The following is an 18,485-nucleotide window of genomic DNA, read 5'->3' on the forward strand; positions in this document are numbered from 1 at the left end:
TGGAAGAAGGCCGCTGTGATCGTGGTATACCCCCGAAAGGGAGTCAAAAGGGGTTCGACCGCTAGGGGATATACCACGATTGCAGTGGCCGCTCAGCTGGAAAGTGTCTATCAACTAAGCAACCCCGCTAATCTGCGATGAACCTTTTTTTTGCGCGCATTTTACTGTTACCCGCCGCTGCGCTTGTCAAGCCTGTGTGCCCGCTACGCAGCCGGCGCTGCCGATAGGCCGTTGCGCATGGCCCGAAAAATGTCTTGCCCGTCACACTTCTGCAAACGACAGGGAAAACCCCCACCTTTTCCTTGATCTCGCTCACATTCGGACTGGTACCATCCGCCATAATCGCCGAATCAAGCTATACGAGAAAGAAGAAGATGAACCATCGCAACAGCTCTGTTGCCAAGCGTGTTACCCAGGCCATGCGCGCCCTGCCACGGGACCATTTCATCGAGATGAGCGACCCGTCGCTGGTGGTTGGGCGCATTATCCCACCCACCAACGCGATATCCGAGATCCTCCAGCACGCGACAATCATGCCCGAACACAAAGTACTGCTGGTCGGCACTGGCGCTGGCTACGTGGCAGCCGTGACCAGCAAGCTGGCCGCACAGGTGGTTGCCCTGGAAATCGATTCCACCATGGCCAACCAGGCACAACTGCGCTTCAACGAGCTGGGCCTGCGGAACCTGGTCCAGCGCACCGGTGACGGCACAGCCGGTGCCGCAGACCTGGGGCCCTACGACCGTATCCTGGTATCCACCCCCCGTGTGGCCGACAAGGCAGAGCTGATTGCCCAACTCGCGGATGGCGGGCTGCTGCTGGCCATAGAACACGGCGAAAACAACAGCCCGATTCTCACCCGCTATGAAATCAGTGAATTGGGCGCGACTCTGCGTAAAGAGCTGGCCATGGTGGACTTTTCACGGGACACCGGCATGACCCTGCTGGACATGGGCATGGTCGACCAGGTGATGCTATCGGAGGCCCGACGCGTCGCGCGGGACAAGAAGCTACCCGTGATCAAGGTGTTGCGCGACAAACTCAACATGGAGGACGCAACACTCTATAAACGCCTCGCCGAAGAAAAAGCCATGCCCTTCGCCACCATTGAGGAACTGCTCCCGCAGGTGCAGCCAGAGTTGATGGAGGGCTTCTCACGCAGCTTTCTCGACAGTCACCACCTGATTCCACTGAAGGCAGACGGCCATAGCCTGCAAGTGGCCACCGACGACCCCGACAGTTCTATAGGCGACATCTTTCACATGTATCCCTATCAAGCGGTGGACAAGGTACTGGTCACGCCAAACGACTTCAAGCGGCTGTGGACCACCGTGGAGCTGTCACTGCAGGGTAACGCGGAGCAGCTCTGGACAGCCACCGCAAAGCTCAAGGAAGAGCAGGAAGACTTGCTTGATGGCGAGAAAAACAAGGTCGAGGCGCACCTGATCACACTCTGTGACGCCCTGCTGGTGGAAGCTGTCAGTGAAGGTGCCAGCGATCTGCACATCGAACAGTACAAGCATCGCGTTCGCATTCGACTGCGGGTCGATGGGGATCTTCACGACCTCAACCAGTACAAGCTGTCGCCACAGGATGCACGCGGCCTGATCAACGTTATCAAGATTCGCGGCGACATGGACATCGCCGAGAAGCGCCTGCCCCAGGGAGGTCGCTCGCAGCTGACCGCCGGTGGCGTTAATTACGATCTGCGTATTCAGGTGCAGCCCTCGCTGCATGGCGAAGCCGCGGTCATCCGCATGCTGCCGCAGTCCGGCAACATCGTCGCCATCGAGGACCTGGGCATGACGCCCAAACTTATGAAAGACTACCGGCGCCTGTTGCAGAACCCCTCGGGACTGGTGCTGGTGGTCGGTCCGACCGGATCAGGCAAGTCCACCACGCTCTACGCCGGTCTTTCGGAATTGGCCAAGGACGGGCGCCGCAAAGTGCTGACCATCGAGGATCCCATTGAATACTCCATCGAGGGCATACAGCAGACCTGGAGCCGCCCGGATATCGGCTTCAGCTTTGCCGACGGCATGCGCTCCTTTGTGCGCCTGGACCCGGACGTTATCCTGGTGGGGGAGATACGCGATACCGAAACTGCTCTGGAAGCGATTCGTGCGTCACAAACGGGACACGTGGTGCTCTCGACCCTGCACGCCAATGACGCGGTGGATGCGCTGCAGCGCATCTACGATCTGCAGGTCCACGCTAATTCAATTGCCAGTGAATTGATGGCCGTGATATCCCAGAAACTGGCCAAGCGCATCTGCCCCGAATGTCGCCGGGAGGTTGAGCCCGACCCGGCCATTCTCGCCGAGCTGTTTCCGGAAAGCGTGCCCGACAGCTTCCGCTGCTATGAAGGCGCCGGGTGTGAAGCCTGCAATGGCCGCGGCACCAAAGGACGTGTCGCCGTGGTGGAATACATGCAGGTCAACAGCGAAATTCGCACGGGGATCTCCCTGCAGTATCCCATCGCGCGATTGCGGGCCACAGCACTGGATTGCGGCTTGGTCACCATGCGCGACAGCGCCCTGGCCCACGTGGTTGATGGCACCATTCCCTTGTCTGAGCTGCCCCGGGTACTCCCCTCGGAACGTATGGCACCGGAAAAACGGGGTGCATGGTAGGTGAACGCCAAGCACATCCAGCGGCTGCCAGCGGAAATCTACTACGCAGACGAACTAAAGCGATTGCGCGATCAGGACCCCTGGCCCAAACCGCCGGGCTGGTCGCTTTCGCCGCGGGCGGTAGAGGCCTTTGTGCTCGGGGACAGCAGCCAGCAGACCACGGCAAAATTCGTCGCCCCCAGCGAAATCGTTACCCGGGTGATCATCTCACTGGCCACCCAACGCGGCGCGATGCTGGTGGGCGAGCCGGGTACCGCCAAGTCCTGGTTGTCGGAACTGATCTGCGCCGCAATTTGTGACGACTCCACACTGATTATCCAGGGCGGCGCCATAGAGACCGTGCAGCAACTGCTCTACACCTGGAATACCGCCATACTCGAACGCCAGGGCCCCTGTCTGGAGGCACTCATACCCGGGCCCATGTACCGCGGCATGGAGCGTGGCCTGCTGGTACGCTATGAAGAGATTGCCCGTTCCTCCCCTGCCCTGCAGGATGCCCTGCTCTCAATCATGTCAGAGCGATCAATCAACATACCCGAGCTGGCGGGTGAGCAAGGCACTCTTTATGCGCGCGATGGCTTCAACCTGGTCGCGACGTCCAACACCACGGATGTGGGCGTCAACGAAATGAGCTCTGCGCTCAAGCGCCGTATGAATTTCGAGACGATACGCCCGATCAAGTCAGTGGACGATGAAATTGGCGTAGTGATGCGTGAGGCGGAAAAAGCCCTGTTGGCATCGGGGGTGGATGTGCGACCGGATGAGGATATTGTTCGCGCGCTCGTGGTTATCTTTCATGAACTACGCAATGGCCAGTCACTGGATGGCCGCAGCACCGACCGGCTGGCCTCCGCGGTTATGTCCACGGCCGAAGCCGTGTCCGTGGCCCATGCAATGGGCGTTCACGCGTATTACTACCGGGACGGGAAAATGCAGGCGGAGGACTTTACCGATTTCCTGGTCGGGGCTGCCATTAAAGACAACAGCGCGGACCTTAAACGCATGAACCATTACTTCGAGACGGAGGTGGCGGTGAAAGAAGGGCCACTGTGGCGCACAATCCACCAGCGCTGGCAAACATCATTCCGCTACTGAGCACCCTGCCGCCGCCGAACTCAGGGCGCGTCAGATTCCTCGCGCAGGCGGATTGGACCAAACAGAGCCGGAAACCGGCCCTGGTAGTCGCGGTAGAAATTGCGGAAGTAGTCCATGTCCTGGACGACATCGCCAGACAGGCTCATTGCAGGGCCAAAACCACCCCGCTTCTGCGCAAAATCCAGAAATGAGGGCACGATGGGCACATCGGCACGCCGGGCGATATGATAGAAACCGGATTTCCAGTACTCCACCCACGCGCGTGTGCCCTCAGTGGGTACCACCAGAATCAGCTGCGCCCTGTCCCTGAACGCTTCCACCATTGAATCCACGGTGTTGCCATTGCGGTGGCGTACGATTGGCATGCCTCCCAGGGCACGCATCATCCATCCCAGCGGAGGCCAGAACAAAGAGTGCTTGGCCATCCACGTCACCTTCATTTCGAATGCAGCGGCGTACAGCAACATCAATGGGAAATCCCAGTTCGAGGTATGCGGTGCAGCGATCAATACATAACGCGGGGCCACTGGCCGCTCGCCTTCGAGTGACCAGCCGAACAGGCGCAGCGTCCATCTCGCCAGGGTTTTCTTCATCGGGTAATCCAAATGGGTGGGGGCGCAGATTATCATAGGATCTGGCTGATTACTCAACCGTGCCGGGCGAGGTAGCGATCCAGTGCGTTGGCGAAGGTCTGTTTGTCTCTATCATTGAGCGCGGGCGGGCCTCCACGCACTTCTCCGGTGGAACGCATGGTCTCCATGAAGTCACGCATGTTCAGACGCTGGCGAATGTTATTCCGGGTGAACTGCTCACCGCGCGGGGAAATCACCCCGGCGCCTTTATCGATGACCTCGGCGGCCAGCGGAATGTCTGAGGTGATGACCAGGTCGCCCTCCTTTACCTGCTGCGCGATGTAGTCATCAGCCAAGTCAAATCCCTGCGGCACCTGTCGGCAGGAAATGTACTCGGAGGCGGGAACGGTCAGTATATGGTTGGCCACCAGGGTAAGGGGTAGTTCCACGCGCACCGCGGCACGAAACAGGATTTCCCTGATTACCCTGGGGCAGGCGTCCGCGTCCACCCAGATTGAAATTGCCACTGCTCATGCTCCCTCGTTGCGCGCTACACATTTTAGCGCTTTGCGCGGTGGGCGACGCAAGCCTTTGTCGCACTCGATCGGTTAAACTGCGAGGCCTGCATGGAAAAAGGAGAGCGCGGTGATTGACTATCTTGACATCGAGGTCAGTGGACAGGGCCTGCACGCGTTTACAGGGCAGGTCAGCAAAGCAGTGTCGCGCTGCGGACAGCGCGAGGGACTCTGCACGCTTTTCATCCGTCACACATCCGCCAGCCTGCTGATCCAGGAGAACTACGACGACAGCGCGCGCCTGGACCTGGAGAACTGGCTCAACCGGCTGGTGCCGGAAAACGACCCTCTCTACACCCACACCCTTGAGGGACCAGACGACATGCCCGCGCATATCAAATCGGCGCTCACTGCGACCCAGCTGAGCATACCCTTCGCGGCAGGTGAGCTGTTGCTGGGTACCTGGCAGGGTATCTACCTGTGGGAGCATCGACACCATCCCTGCCGCCGGCAGGTCGTTGTGCACCTGTAAACGCAGGAGACAGCTTCAGCTTCTGTTCAGGATGCCCCGTTAACGTATCACCGGGCGTGCAGTTGCGCTCAACCAGGACAGCGCAAAGATGGCATCACAACGTTTACACGGCCTGGACTTCCTGCGCGCATTGATGATGAGCGGCACTTGCATCGCCAGCGACCCGTCATAGCCGGCACCAGGAGGTTGGCAGACCTGCGAAGCCGCGCTTACGGGCGAAACAACCGACGGGATTTCCACTGCATCGTTTTTCATCGTATGGTAACGGCCTGAACGTGAGATCAACGCCTCAATGGAATACCCATCGGCGCTCTCCTGAGCGGCGGGCAGAGCAGTGTAACGGGACCCTAACCGGCGGCGAAATCCGTCATTTTTTAGCTCCCCCTGACCAGGAAACAGGCAAGGCCATGCATGCAGCGCGAATGCCCAAGAGCAAACTCCATTGCGGCCTTCTGTGCCTCTGCGCCAGCCGAGCGCTGCGGTGAACGCGCCTCCCGCCTTTTCAAAGCAGGCACTGGCGTCGGCTTTACGCGCAATACTGCCCGCTGAGTGCCTGGTAGAAGACAAGGAAAGCCAGCGGCCTTTCGAGTGCGACGGGCTGTCGCTGTATCGCGAACTACCCCTGCTGGTGGCGCTGCCGGAAACGGTTGAACAGGTGCAGGCCATAATGCAGTGCTGTCACCGCCTGCAGGTACCCGTCGTTGCCCGTGGTTCCGGCACCGGACTGTGCGCCGGCGCGATGCCCCACCCCGAGGGTGTGCTGCTGGGCCTGTCGAAGCTCAATGCGATAATGGAGATTGACCCACAGGCGCGCACTGCCAGGGTGCAACCGGGAGTCACCAACCTGTCCATATCCGAGGCCGTCGCGCCCCATGGGCTTTACTACGGACCCGACCCATCCTCCCAGATCGCCTGCAGTATCGGTGGCAACGTGGCGGAGAATTCAGGCGGTGTGCACTGCCTGAAATACGGCCTCACCGTGCACAATTTGCTTTCCGTAGAAATGATTACTGCCCAGGGGGAACGGGTAGAACTGGGGAGCAGCGGGCTGGACAGCCCGGGTTACGACCTGATGGCGCTGGTGACGGGTTCCGAGGGACTGCTGGGCGTGGTAACGGCAGTCACGGTGAAGCTGCTGCCGCTGCCGGAGGTTGCCCGCGTGGTGATGGCGGGCTTCGACAGCGTGCGTGCCGCTGGTGATGCAGTGGGCGCCGTTATCGCTGCCGGCATCATTCCCGCCGGCCTGGAAATGATGGACGCCCTGGCGGTACAGGCTGCCGAGGACTTCGCCCATGCAGGCTATCCTCGCGATGCCCAGGCCGTACTGCTGTGCGAACTTGATGGCACCGAACAGGAAGTAGACCAGCATATCGCCGCTGTAGAGCGCATATTCACCGAGGGGGGCGCGACCACCCTGAGAGTATCGGCGAGCGACGCGGAGCGCGCCCTGCTCTGGAAAGGCCGCAAGTCAGCCTTCCCGGCGGTGGGCCGTATGAGCCCCGACTACTACTGCATGGACGGCACCATCCCCCGCAGCCAGGTCAGTCACGTACTGGAAGAGATCAGCAGGCTGTCAACAAAGTACCAACTTCGCTGCGCCAACGTTTTCCATGCCGGCGACGGTAACCTGCATCCGCTGATTATGTTTGATGGAGGCTGCGCTGAACAGGTCGCCCGAGCGGAACAATTCGGCGCAGAGATTCTCGAGCTGTCGGTGGCGGTCGGAGGCTGCATTACCGGAGAGCACGGCGTTGGCCTGGAAAAGCTTGCGCAGATGGAAAGCCAGTTCAGCATCGCAGAGCTGCACCAGTTTGAAGATATCAAGCACGCCTTCGACCCCGCCCTGACGCTCAACCCTGGCAAAGGCATTCCCATCCTCAAGCGCTGCCAGGAATATCGAGCACTGCCACGGAAGCACCAGCATGGCTGACCTGCTTGCCCACTTGCAGGCTCACGTGCGCGAGGCCGCCGCCAACGCCAGCCCCGTTGCCATACGCGCGGGCAACACCAAGAGTCACCTGGTCGGTCGCTACTGCCATGCGCGGCCGCTTGACGTCGGCGATCACCGCGGCGTTATCGATTATCAACCCGACGAATTGGTGATCAGCGCCAGGGCCGGAACGCCGCTGCCAGAACTGGAGTCCGTGCTGGCCGAGCACAACCAGGTGCTGCCCTTCGAGCCTCCGCGCTACGGCGGGCGCGCCACCCTGGGCGGAACGCTGGCCTGCAATCTTTCCGGGCCCGCGCGCCCGTGGCTGGGCTCGGTTCGCGACGCGGTGCTGGGAGTGCAGTTGATCAACGGTGAGGCACAAGTGCTCAACGTCGGCGGCAAGGTAATGAAGAATGTTGCCGGTTATGACGTCTCGCGCCTGCAGGCAGGTGCGCTGGGCACGCTGGGGGTGATCACCCAGATCCACCTCAAAGTGTTGCCACGCGCACAAGCGACACAAACCCTGGCCTATGAAATGACAGCGTCGCAGGCCCTGGAGACCATGTGCTCCCGCGCCCGGGAGCCCAGGCCGCTGACGGGCGCCTGCTGGGTAAACAACCGGCTTTTCCTGCGCCTGGCGGGAGCCGCAAGCGCTGTGCGCCACACCGCGAGCCAGTGGGGAGGTGAACAGCTTGACGACGAGATCTGGTCGCAGCTGCGGGAAATGAGCCACCCTTTTTTCGCCGGGAAAGCCCCTCTCTGGCGGCTGTCTACCGCTCCCAACGCGCCCCACTGCGAAGGTGTCGAACAGTGTATCGACTGGGGCGGCGCGCAGCGCTGGTTGCGCGGTGAGGCCCGGTCACTGGACCTGCCTCGCGGTGCCCACCTCAGCCTGTTTGCCGGCGGCGACCGCGATACGGAAGTTCGCGGCGCCCTTGACCCGGTGCAGCAGCGACTGCAACAGCGCCTGAAAAAATCTTTTGACCCCGCGGGCATTTTCAACCCCGGGCGTCTCTACAGCTGGATGTAGCATCATGCACGTAGACTTGCACCCACGCTATGCGGATGACGCGGCCGCCACCGAGGCCAGCGGGTTGATCAGCGCCTGCGTGCACTGCGGGTTCTGCCTGGCAACCTGCCCCACTTACCTGGACAGTGGCGACGAACGCGACAGCCCCCGTGGGCGTATATACCTGCTCAAGCAGTTGCTCGAAGCGGGAGAGGCCGGCCCGGCAACCCGCCGTCATCTGGATCGCTGCCTCACCTGTCGCAGTTGCGAAACCACCTGCCCTTCAGGGATGCAATACGGCAAGCTCCTGGATATCGGCAGGGGCATGATTGAGACCGAGGCACCGCGTCCGTTTCTCGAACGCGCCTGGCGCCGTGCGCTGCGCCTGGTGTTTTCCCGGCCTGCCCTGTTTGCAATGGTGTTGCGTCCGGGACAATGGTTGCGCCCACTGCTGCCACCCGCGCTGGCGCGCAAGATACCGGCACCACAGACCGTGGGCCCGCGACCAGACAGGCAGCATGCGCGTCGTATGCTGGTGCTGGAAGGCTGCGTGCAGGGTGCTGCCACGCCGGCAACCAATGCAGCAGCGACACGTCTGCTCGACAGTCTGGGTATCAGCCTGGTTGCCGCACCACGCGCGGGATGCTGTGGCGCGGTGAACTATCACCTGGGCGCCCACCAGCAGGGCCTGGATAATATGCGCGCCAATATCGATGCCTGGTGGCCTGAAATTGAAGCCGGCGCCGAGGCGATCGTGTCCAGCGCTACCGGCTGTGGCAGCATGATCGCCGACTATGGCAAGCTGCTGGCCTCAGACCCTGCTTACGCGGATAAAGCCGAACGCATCGCCCAGCTGCATAAGGACATCGCCCAGGTGATCGCCACCGAGGGACTCGCGAAGCTCAAGCTTGCGCCGGACGCAAGGAAGATCGCCGTTCACGTTCCCTGTAGCCAGCAACACGCGCTGGGACAGGGCACGGCGGTGACAGACATACTGCAGGGCCTGGGATTCCAGCTGGCCGTCACCCGGGACGACCATCTCTGCTGTGGATCGGCCGGCACCTACTCCATACTGCAGCGCGAGCGTAGTGAGCGACTGCGCAGGAACAAGCTGGCGGCACTGGAGACGGATAAGCCTGCGCTCATCGTGACCGCCAATGTGGGCTGCCAACTGCACCTGGGCGAGGACAGCAGTGTGCCCGTACGCCACTGGGTCGAATTCCTCGACGAGGTCGCGCATGGCGGGCGTTAAGGGCGGAAACGGCTAAATAATTGCCTGTCGCGCCGGTTTACTGTATTAACGAGAACTCGAATAAAAAGGACCGACACATAATGAACCAATCCGTCGACAAACTGGTACTACAGGCCGCCTTTGATCGCGAGCAGCGCCATCCGCAACGCGTATTCATGACACAGCCGATTAACGGCGAAGTGACCGAGTACACCTGGGGTGAAACGCTGGACCAGGCCAGGCGCATGGCCGCCCATCTGCGTTCTCTGGATCTACCCGAGAACAGTAATATCGCCATGATCTCCAAGAACTGCGCCCACTTTGTGATCGCTGAACTGGCGATCTGGATGGCAGGCCACTGCACCGTGGCGCTGTATCCGACACTCAACGCCGACACCGTGGCCTACATTCTCGATCACTCGGAGGCGCAGTTGCTGTTTGTCGGCAAGCTCGATAACTGGGAACACATGCAAGCCGGTGTAAAGGATAGTCTGCCCAGGATTGCCCTGCCGCTGGCGCCGCCGAATGATTACGACAAGTGGGACGAGATCATCGCCCGCCATGAGCCGATAAGTGACAACCCGGTCTGGCCCGCAGAGCAGCGCGCCCTGATCTGCTACACCTCCGGTAGCACAGGCCGCCCCAAGGGCGTGGCCCACTCATTCGGTTCGATTTCGGTACCCGCATCACTGCAGGGCCAGGTGCTCGACATCAACGAAGGCGACCGCATCATTTCCTACCTGCCCCTGGCACATGTGATGGAGCGGGCGCTGGTGGAAGCGGGCTCTATCTACCAGGGGGTGCATGTGTTCTTCGCGGAAGAACTGGATACCTTCCTCGCGGACCTGCGCCGGGCCAGACCCACTCTGTTTATCAGTGTGCCGCGACTCTGGCTCAAGTTTCAGTCAGGTGTGTTCCAGAAGTTCCCCGAGGAGAAACTGGAGCGCCTGCTGAAAATCCCCATCATCAAAAACATCGTGCGCAAAAAAGTGCTGGACGGCCTGGGACTGGGCAGCGTCCGCCTTGCCGCCAGCGGCTCGGCACCCATCCCGCCAGACCTGATCAAATGGTATGACAGGCTTGGCCTGAAGATAATGGAAGGCTACGGCATGACCGAGGACTTCGCCTACTCACACATGTCTACCGAAAACCAACGGGCACCCGGCTACGTGGGCGCGGAAGCACTGGGTGTTGAGTCGCGGATATCCGCAAGCGGCGAAATTGAAATCAAGTCACCCGGCCTGATGCTCGGCTACTACAAGGAGCCCGGGCTGACCGCCGAGGTCATGACCGAAGACGGCTTTTTCAAAACCGGTGACCGCGGCGTTTATGACAACGGCTTGCTGCGCATCACCGGACGCGTAAAAGAATTGTTCAAAACCAGCAAAGGCAAATATGTGGCCCCGGTCCCGCTGGAAAACCTGATCAGTGCCGACAGCATAGTCGAGCAATGCTGCGTCGCCGGTTCCGGTCGTCCCGCGTGCTATGCCGTACTGCAACTGGCCGAAGCGCTGCGCGAAAGTCTCGATGATCCCGCCTTTCGCGAGAAAACCAGCGCTCACCTGGAACAGCTGCTGCACAGCGTCAATGGACAGGTGGAAGGCTATGAGCGGCTGCAGTTTCTGGCCGTTGCACGCGACTCCTGGCAGGTAGAGAACGAATTCCTGACCCCTACCCTGAAAATCAAGCGCAACGTCATCGAAGCGGCCTACGAGCCGATGCTGGACCAGTGGTACGCATCAGGTCAGAAGGTTATCTGGCAGGATTAGTATGCCAGAGGTCAGCGTCTACTATCTGGACATGCGCTCCAGGGAGCAGTTACGGGCGTGTCCGCCAGCCCCCGGCCTGCTGCTGATGGAAGCGGAAGTGAAACAGTTTGCCCTCAATCGCTTTCTCTACACACAGGTTGGCGGCGACTGGCAGTGGACCGACCGGCTCAGTTGGAGCGAACGGCAATGGCGAGACTACGCCGAGGCTGACGACCTGCGCACCTGGGTGGCCTACGTGGAGGGTTCTCCCGCCGGTTACTTCGAGCTGCAAAGCCAGCCAGAGCACGCAGTAGAGATCTGTATTTTTGGCCTCGCCCGGCCTTTTATCGGCAAAGGACTGGGCGGCCCGCTGCTGACACAAGCTATCGAGCAAGCATGGGACTGGGGCCAGACCCGTCGGGTGCTGGTCAACACCTGCTCCCTGGACCACCCTTCTGCCCTGGCCAATTACCAGGCTCGTGGTATGCAGTTATACCGCACCGAGGTCGAACAAGGCTGAAGCCTCAGGGCGTGGCGGTTCTCGCCCTCAGCAACAACTCCAGGCGACTCTGCGCCAACAGCACTGACCGCTGGACCTCAAAGCCATCCAACAGCGTATTCAGACGCCCCTGGGAATGTGGCGCGTAGCCCGGTAGCGCAGCGGGACGGGGCCGCAGTAGCAGCTCGGCGGACGAAACCATCGAGTATTTGTAATCCTGCTGCGGGCTGCGGGTGTTGTGTACACCAAAACAGTGCGCAAAAGCGCCGGGGGCAAGATGGGGCCGTAGCGTGTCCATCAGGGCGGAAACAGCCTCGGCATCAAGGTAATTGAACAGGTCCCAGAACAGGCATAGATCGAAGCGCACTTCATGCGGGAAAAACAGTAACTCACGCAGTTGCCGGCGCGTGATCTGCTCATCCTCCTCGTCTACTGCAAGCGGTAGCTCGGCAAACAGGTCGTTGTTATATAACCTGCAGGGAAGACCGGACAGAAACGCCATCGTTTCCGGCTGCACGGGACCGACGTGTAATATCGTCATTTGCGGCATGTTTTCCAACGCCGCAAACACATCGGGCAGCAGCTGGCTGCTCTGCTGCTCATTCATGGGAAAGACTAACCGTCAGAATCAGCCGCTTTTCAGGTCCAGCTCGGGCGCTGAGGAGCCGGCTTCCACCGAGGCTTTGGGGGCCAGCGCGACCTTGGCGGCAGGCTCACCGGGGTTCATGTCAATGGCGCCCTTGAAGATGGCACCATCCTCCAGGGTCATGCGCGGCGCAGTGATATTGCCACGTACATTACCCGAGCGTGAGATCATCACCATTTCATTGCCGCGAACGTCACCGGACACCTCACCATCAATACGCACAATGCGAGCGATGATGTCGGCATTAACCTTGCCGGACTCCCCCACTGTGAGCTCATGGGCTCCCAAATCGATAGTGCCCTCAACCTTACCCTGGATGAGCAGGTCCTCATCTCCAGTGACGGTGCCTTTGATCTCGATACTGGGTCCTATCATGGCAGTACTCCTTGATGCTGAAGGGGTGTTGCTGGTCGCCGAAGGCGAAGCGGAAGAAGACGAAGCCGCTGGGCGTGCACTCGTCTGCGGCGTCGAAGATGGCGCCTGCTTGTTCTTATTGCGTTCAAACATCGAAATGTTCACCTCGCTCAAACCGGGCCAGACATCGTACCAGCGGCTTTTGGCTGGAGCCAGAGGCAAACTCGAGATTTTGGCCAAAACCTTGCAAAGGACGAATTCGTTATATCGAATGCATTTTTTCAGAACAAATCGTTGTTGGCGAAGCTAGCCCGGCTTTGCTTCTATTAACCAGTGCCTGCGGGCACCCTTCGCTGTATTGCTTCGCAGTTTGCGTCAAATACACGTACCTACAATTGAATCCAGCACCGCCAGCGGTGTGCGGGACATGGGTCCCGCGGCCTCGCGCGTTGCTCACGTCCCCCCGGAGGTTTTCTCTATGAGAAGACAGAAGCGCGACATGAATTCCAGAGCATTCGACAAAGGTTACCAGGCAGGCGTGACAGGACGCAGCCAGGACGACTGCCCCCACGAGAACGATGCGCATCGACAGAGCTGGATCTCCGGCTGGCGCGAAGGCCGCTGCGACCAATGGGATGGTCTGACCGGCATCTCCGGGTTCCACAAAATACGCGCAGTCTGAACACCCTCCACCAGTCGGCGCCCTGATTCAGGGCGCCACAGCGCCGCGCAGGCTGCTCTGGGCCAGATCCAGCAGCTCGCGGTTTGCCACTGCAAACATGGCGAAATCGGGAGACTCGTTAGCGTGTAGCTGTGCAAGCATGTCCTGCCAGCGACCCAGCAACACCTGTTCCTCCCCTTCCCAGCGCTGCACACAGGTCAGTATATTGCCGTCCTCAGGCATATACCTCAGCGCGCCCACTGCCAATGTGCGCTGCTGCCACTCCAGGTCCTCGAGATAGGTGTCGCGAGCCATCGCCTGCCACTCATTCTCAATCTTGGACGACAGTATCTGCGCGCTAAACCAGTCCAGCTCCAGGCGCTCGCCCATAAAGAAGTAGAGTCTGGCCACGTCCTGCATCGGCGCTTCAGTTTCCCCCGATACCTGGATAATACCCAGTGCCGTGTATATCTGGTGTGTACTGGCGATGCGCGCGGCGAGGTCTTCTCCTACACCCTGCTCCAGGTATTGCTCATACGTCGCCTGGTATTGCTCTGCAGCGCGACCGCGCAGCATATCCGGAAAAGCATCCCCCAGTTGCTCAAGGCCGCCGCTGAACTCTTTCACCAGCGGTGTCGGCATCAGTTCGTGCCGGCGATTGCGCAAAAACCAGCGCGTGCCCCGCTTAACCAGGCGCAGCAACTTGAGCATCATGTCCAACTGCACATCACTGGGCACCTTGTGGTCCAGTAGTTCAATCCAGTCCCACAGCTCGCGCAGCCGGAACAGCTCCATTACCGTGATGTAGGCCCTGGCTACATCTGCCGCGGAGGCGCCGGTCGCCCTGGCCTGGCGCAGCACAAAATTCAAACCCATGCGGTTGACGATATCGTTGGCCAATTGCGTGGACATAATCTCCCGGTGCAGGCGGTGGCCCTGCAGTTCGTCACCATAATGAGCCAGCATCTGCGGGGGAAAAGCGGTGGTGACCATGTCCGCCAGATAGGGATCAGCACCGAGGTCTGAATCAATCAACTGTTCCTTCAACACGGCCTTGCTGTAGGAGATAAGCACCGAAAGCTCCGGACGCGTCAACGCCTGCCCGTTGGCCCGCCGCTCGGTCAATTGTTCCTCCGTGGGGAGAAATTCCAGGGCGCGGTCGATACGACCGGCCTCTTCGAAGGACTGGATAAAGCGGCGGTATTCGCCGAACCGCTCCTCGGCCTGCATTTCCACCAGGCTGATCGCCTGCACCTGCCGGTAGTTGTTTTGCAGTACCAGTCGTGAAACGTCATCCGTCATCTCAACCAACAGCGTATTGCGCTGTTTCTCGGTGAGATCGCCGCGATTCACCACGGCATTCAACAAAATCTTGATATTGACCTCATGGTCAGAGCAGTCCACACCGCCCGCATTATCGATGAAGTCGGTATTGGAGCGCCCTCCGGACAATGCGTACTCCACCCGGGCCAGCTGGGTCATACCGAGGTTGCCGCCCTCCCCGATCACCTTGCAGCGCAAGTCACTGCCATTGACCCGCAGGCCGTCGTTGGCCTTGTCGCCTACGTCCAGGTGCGTCTCGCGGGATGACTTCACATAGGTACCGATTCCGCCGTTCCAGAGCAGGTCCACTCGCGACCTGAGCAGTCGTGAAATCAACTCGTTGGGCGTCAGCTGCTGGGCCTCGATATCGAAACATTCGCGCATCTGCTCTGAAATCGGTATTGATTTGGCGTTTCGTGAAAAGACGCCACCTCCGGCGGAGATCAGTTCCTTGCTGTAGTCGGCCCAACTGGAGCGGGGCAGATGGAACAGACGCTCACGCTCTGCGTAACTCGACGACGCATCTGGCGTGGGGTCAATGAAAATGTGCATGTGGTTGAAGGCCGCTACCAGGCGTATGTGCTGCGACAGCAACATGCCGTTTCCAAACACGTCGCCGGCCATGTCACCGATACCCACAACCGTAAAGTCCTGGTTCTGTACATCGACACCCATTTCACGGAACAGGCGCTGCACGGATACCCATGCGCCCTTCGCGGTAATGCCCATCTTCTTGTGGTCATATCCCGCACTGCCCCCGGAGGCAAATGCATCGCCCAGCCAGAAGTCGTAATCCGCCGAGAGACTGTTCGCAATATCGGAGAACGTGGCCGTGCCCTTGTCGGCTGCAACCACCAGGTAGGGGTCATCCTCGTCCTTCGCCACCACATGTGGCGGACGGATCACTGCCACATCGCCGCGATTGTCAGTGATATCCAGCAAACCGCGAATAAACAGCTTGTAACACTCAATTCCCTCCTGCTGCACCTCATCACGCGACATTTGCGCATTCAACTGGCGTGCGACAAATCCACCTTTGGCTCCCACCGGAACGATGACGGCGTTTTTCACCTGCTGCGCCTTCACCAGCCCCAGTACCTCGGTGCGGAAGTCTTCCTGGCGATCGGACCAGCGCAGACCGCCGCGCGCAACCTTGCCACCGCGCAGGTGCACACCTTCCATTCTCGGCGAGTAGACATAAACCTCGAAAAGCGGAACCGGCCTGGGAATATCAGGAATAGCGGAGGGACGCAATTTGAAGGAAATGTAGGGCTTGAGGCTACCGCCCACCTCGTGCTGGAAAAAGTTGGTGCGCAGCGTGGCCTTGATCAGCTTTACATACTGGCGAATGATGCGATCCTGCCCCAGGTTCCCCACCTCCTCCAGCGCAGCGAGAATACGCTGCTCCACGTCCAGTTCACGCTCGCCGCGCCAGTCTTCATCACCATCAAAGACCGGTGAGAACCGCGTGAGGAAGAGTTCGACAATCAACGCCGTGATGTGCAGATGCTCCGCCGTGGTTTCGGCGATGTACTCAAGACTGTAGGGGAAATTGAGTTGCAGCAGGTAGCGGGCATAGGCGCGCAGCAGCGCGATTTCCCGCCAACTCAGGCGGGTACCTATCAACAGGCGATTAAAGGAATCGCTCTCCGCCTCGCCAAACCAGATGCGTGCGAACGCATCCTCAAACTCCTCCTTCACCTGCTCCAGGTCAACGTCGTCGGCCAGCCCATAGAGCATGGTGAATTCCTGCACCCAAAAACTTTCTCCGGAGGCAAGGCGTATGCCGTAGGGGCGTTCATTGACAACGCGCAGGCCCAGGTTTTCCAGTATCGGCAGTACGTCTGATAGCGGCAGGCTGCTTCCCTTGTTATACAGGCGCAGGTGCAGCGCATCCTTACCGGCATCCAGCGGCCGATACAGCGACATAGCCAGGCGTTCCCCGTTCGCCAGGCGCAGGAACTTTTTGATATCCGCCACGGCCATGCGCGGGTCAAAATCATCGCGATAGCCGGGAGGGAAACCGCTGCCCAAAAGTGCCGAGTACTGGCTGCCCAGTTCTTCGCCAAACTCCTCTACCAGCCGGTTGGCAAGTCGGTCCGACCAGGCCAGGGTTGCCTGCACTATCCGCTCTTCCAGTTCGTTGTCGTCATAGTCAAGCGGCGCGGCAGGGTCCACGCGTAGTACAAAGTGACAACGCACCAGGATAGATTCGGAAAAATGCGTATTAAACTCCGACTCTTCCGCCGCGAATGCCTCGGATAGAATCTGTTCTATCAGTGCCCGCAACTCGGTGGTATAGCGGTCGCGGGGGACGTAAACAATACAACTGACAAACTTGCCGTGCGCATCCCTGCGCACGAATAGCCGCGTCTGGCGGCGCTCCTGTATACGGTTGATCGCGTTAACCGTGTTGTACAGGTCGACAATACTGGACTGGAACAACTCATCGCGCGGGTACAGCTCCAGCACGCGAGCCAGTTCCCGGGTCTCATGTTCGGCCCAGTCCATATGCGACATTTCCATGACCGCCTGCACCTTGCGCCGCAGGATGGGAATGTACTTGGGGTTCATGGTGTAGACGGAAGACGTATACAGGCCGATAAAGCGATGTTGGCCAACGACTTCTCCGGCAGCGTTAAATTCCCGAATCTCTACGTAGTCGGGATAGGTCAGCCGATGCACCCGCGAACGCAACCGCGATTTGGAGAAGCTCAATTGCCGCCGCTGCAACTCTTCATCGGACATGCTGGCCATATCCGCTTGCAGGTCGGCGACCCCGCGGGTCTGGCGAAAGCGCAGCAGGCCCAGGCGACTGTCCTGGCAGGCAGTTACTCGCGGCTGCGGGCCGCTGCGGTCCACCTCCAGGTGTTCATAGCCCAGCAGCGTCATATGGTGCTGGCGCAGCCAGACCAGAAAGGCTCCCGCCTCATCGCGCAGATCGGGCTCGGCGCATTGACTGGCAGCAATCATCTCGACGACTTCGTCGAGGCGACTGCTCATAGCTCCAAAATCGTCGACCACGGTCTCTACTTCAGCAAGTATGTCCAGCAACGTCTGGCGCAGTTCGTCCAGGTCATCGGGACGCGAGTGACGGGCCAGCTCAAAATACACCAGCGCTTCGCTGGGAAAGTGATCGTCGGCATCCTCACTATGACCCAGCACCTCGGTAAGACTGCCATCGGCGGCCCGGTGGACGGCGAGGTTGGTACTGGCGATGACGCGGATAGGCAAGTTGCGCCGATTGATCTCGCCGCGCAACGAGGCGGTAACGAAGGGTATCCCACGGCAGTGGATGACCAGAACCGTGCGCGTGGTCTCCCAGCCGTGCTTATGTAATTCGGGATTGAAAATAAGCAGCCGCGGAACCGCTTCCAGGGGAGCCCGCATCAGGTTGAGCAGGTATTGCAGGCAGCCATAAAGATTATCGACGGACCTGCCGTGCATATCCTCGGCGGCGAAACGCCGGAAAAACGTGTCGGCCAGGTTGCAGAGGGAGTCCTGCGAGGCTGGATCTGCCTCCGCCCGGACGCGCTTATCGAGATCAGTCAGCAGGCTGGTCTTCATCTTTTCCCAGATCATTGTTCTTATCCCTGTTCAATTCCCACGACTCGACCGGTCGTCGAGACACCCCCAAGTCTAGCCCAAAGCCCTGCCCTGTAGTGCCTGAACCGGAACTTTTCCTACGGTGAAAAGTCACAGAATGCGCCGGATGTCAGCGAAGCTGGACCCTGCAA

15 protein-coding genes are annotated in these 18,485 nt (G+C 59.9%); 10 read left to right on the forward strand and 5 right to left on the reverse strand.

Annotation, left to right across the window (positions count from 1 at the left end):
* Positions 1–374: 374 nt before the first annotated feature.
* On the forward strand, positions 375–2,633 hold the full coding sequence (locus C0039_RS18210; RefSeq protein WP_101518889.1) for an ATPase, T2SS/T4P/T4SS family: 2,259 nt from the start codon (positions 375–377) through the stop codon (positions 2,631–2,633).
* Positions 2,634–3,728, forward strand: a complete 1,095-nt coding sequence (locus C0039_RS18215; protein WP_101518890.1) for an AAA family ATPase — start codon at positions 2,634–2,636, stop codon at positions 3,726–3,728. It abuts the gene before it with no gap.
* A 20-nt stretch (positions 3,729–3,748) separates the two neighbouring features.
* Here C0039_RS18215 and C0039_RS18220 read toward each other — a convergent pair whose 3' ends face one another.
* Positions 3,749–4,321 (reverse strand): lysophospholipid acyltransferase family protein, encoded by a 573-nt coding sequence (locus C0039_RS18220; protein ID WP_101518907.1) that lies wholly within the window; start codon positions 4,319–4,321, stop codon positions 3,749–3,751.
* 53 nt (positions 4,322–4,374) lie between these two features.
* The gene (locus C0039_RS18225) at positions 4,375–4,821 is read right to left on the reverse strand and encodes a YaiI/YqxD family protein (protein ID WP_101518908.1); all 447 of its coding nucleotides are present in this window, start codon (positions 4,819–4,821) and stop codon (positions 4,375–4,377) included.
* 124 nt (positions 4,822–4,945) lie between these two features.
* Here C0039_RS18225 and C0039_RS18230 point away from each other — a divergent pair, with 124 nt between their 5' ends.
* The 6 genes from C0039_RS18230 to C0039_RS18255 all read left to right on the forward strand — a co-directional run bounded on the left by C0039_RS18230 (position 4,946) and on the right by C0039_RS18255 (position 11,785).
* The gene (locus C0039_RS18230) at positions 4,946–5,347 is read left to right on the forward strand and encodes a secondary thiamine-phosphate synthase enzyme YjbQ (protein WP_101518891.1); all 402 of its coding nucleotides are present in this window, start codon (positions 4,946–4,948) and stop codon (positions 5,345–5,347) included.
* Positions 5,348–5,828: 481 nt separating this feature from the next.
* Positions 5,829–7,277, forward strand: coding sequence for an FAD-linked oxidase C-terminal domain-containing protein (locus C0039_RS18235; protein WP_101518892.1), 1,449 nt, complete (start codon positions 5,829–5,831; stop codon positions 7,275–7,277).
* Positions 7,270–8,307, forward strand: a complete 1,038-nt coding sequence (gene glcE, locus C0039_RS18240) for a glycolate oxidase subunit GlcE (protein ID WP_076000868.1) — start codon at positions 7,270–7,272, stop codon at positions 8,305–8,307. Before C0039_RS18235 ends, glcE begins: the two co-directional genes overlap by 8 nt.
* Positions 8,308–8,311: 4 nt before the next feature.
* A complete protein-coding gene (glcF, locus tag C0039_RS18245) occupies positions 8,312–9,538 on the forward strand; it encodes a glycolate oxidase subunit GlcF (protein WP_076000867.1) in 1,227 nt (408 codons plus the stop codon).
* Between the two features lie 80 nt (positions 9,539–9,618).
* Positions 9,619–11,286 (forward strand): AMP-binding protein, encoded by a 1,668-nt coding sequence (locus C0039_RS18250; protein WP_076000866.1) that lies wholly within the window; start codon positions 9,619–9,621, stop codon positions 11,284–11,286.
* A 1-nt stretch (position 11,287) separates the two neighbouring features.
* The gene (locus tag C0039_RS18255) at positions 11,288–11,785 is read left to right on the forward strand and encodes a GNAT family N-acetyltransferase (RefSeq protein ID WP_076000865.1); all 498 of its coding nucleotides are present in this window, start codon (positions 11,288–11,290) and stop codon (positions 11,783–11,785) included.
* A gap of 4 nt (positions 11,786–11,789) precedes the next feature.
* Here the strand turns inward: C0039_RS18255 and C0039_RS18260 are convergent, their stop codons facing one another.
* Together C0039_RS18260 and C0039_RS18265 are read right to left on the reverse strand one after the other, a co-directional pair.
* On the reverse strand, positions 11,790–12,371 hold the full coding sequence (locus tag C0039_RS18260) for a hypothetical protein (protein ID WP_076000864.1): 582 nt from the start codon (positions 12,369–12,371) through the stop codon (positions 11,790–11,792).
* A gap of 21 nt (positions 12,372–12,392) precedes the next feature.
* Positions 12,393–12,785 (reverse strand): bactofilin family protein, encoded by a 393-nt coding sequence (locus C0039_RS18265; RefSeq protein WP_076000863.1) that lies wholly within the window; start codon positions 12,783–12,785, stop codon positions 12,393–12,395.
* Here C0039_RS18265 and C0039_RS18270 point away from each other — a divergent pair.
* Both C0039_RS18270 and rmf read left to right on the forward strand, forming a co-directional pair.
* Positions 12,784–13,074 carry a hypothetical protein gene (locus tag C0039_RS18270; protein ID WP_076000862.1) on the forward strand — a complete coding sequence of 97 codons (291 nt, stop codon included), beginning with the start codon at positions 12,784–12,786 and terminating at the stop codon, positions 13,072–13,074. The two genes, C0039_RS18265 and C0039_RS18270, sit on opposite strands and share 2 nt — an antisense overlap.
* A 168-nt stretch (positions 13,075–13,242) precedes the next feature.
* Positions 13,243–13,446 carry a ribosome modulation factor gene (gene rmf, locus C0039_RS18275; protein WP_076000861.1) on the forward strand — a complete coding sequence of 68 codons (204 nt, stop codon included), beginning with the start codon at positions 13,243–13,245 and terminating at the stop codon, positions 13,444–13,446.
* A 27-nt stretch (positions 13,447–13,473) separates the two neighbouring features.
* On the opposite strand, the gene C0039_RS18280 is transcribed toward rmf, so the two are convergent.
* On the reverse strand, positions 13,474–18,330 hold the full coding sequence (locus tag C0039_RS18280) for an NAD-glutamate dehydrogenase (protein WP_101518893.1): 4,857 nt from the start codon (positions 18,328–18,330) through the stop codon (positions 13,474–13,476).
* Positions 18,331–18,485: the final 155 nt, after the last annotated feature.

The sequence above is a fragment of the Pseudohalioglobus lutimaris genome (assembly GCF_002866825.1).
Taxonomy (GTDB): Bacteria; Pseudomonadota; Gammaproteobacteria; order Pseudomonadales; family Halieaceae; genus Halioglobus; species Halioglobus lutimaris.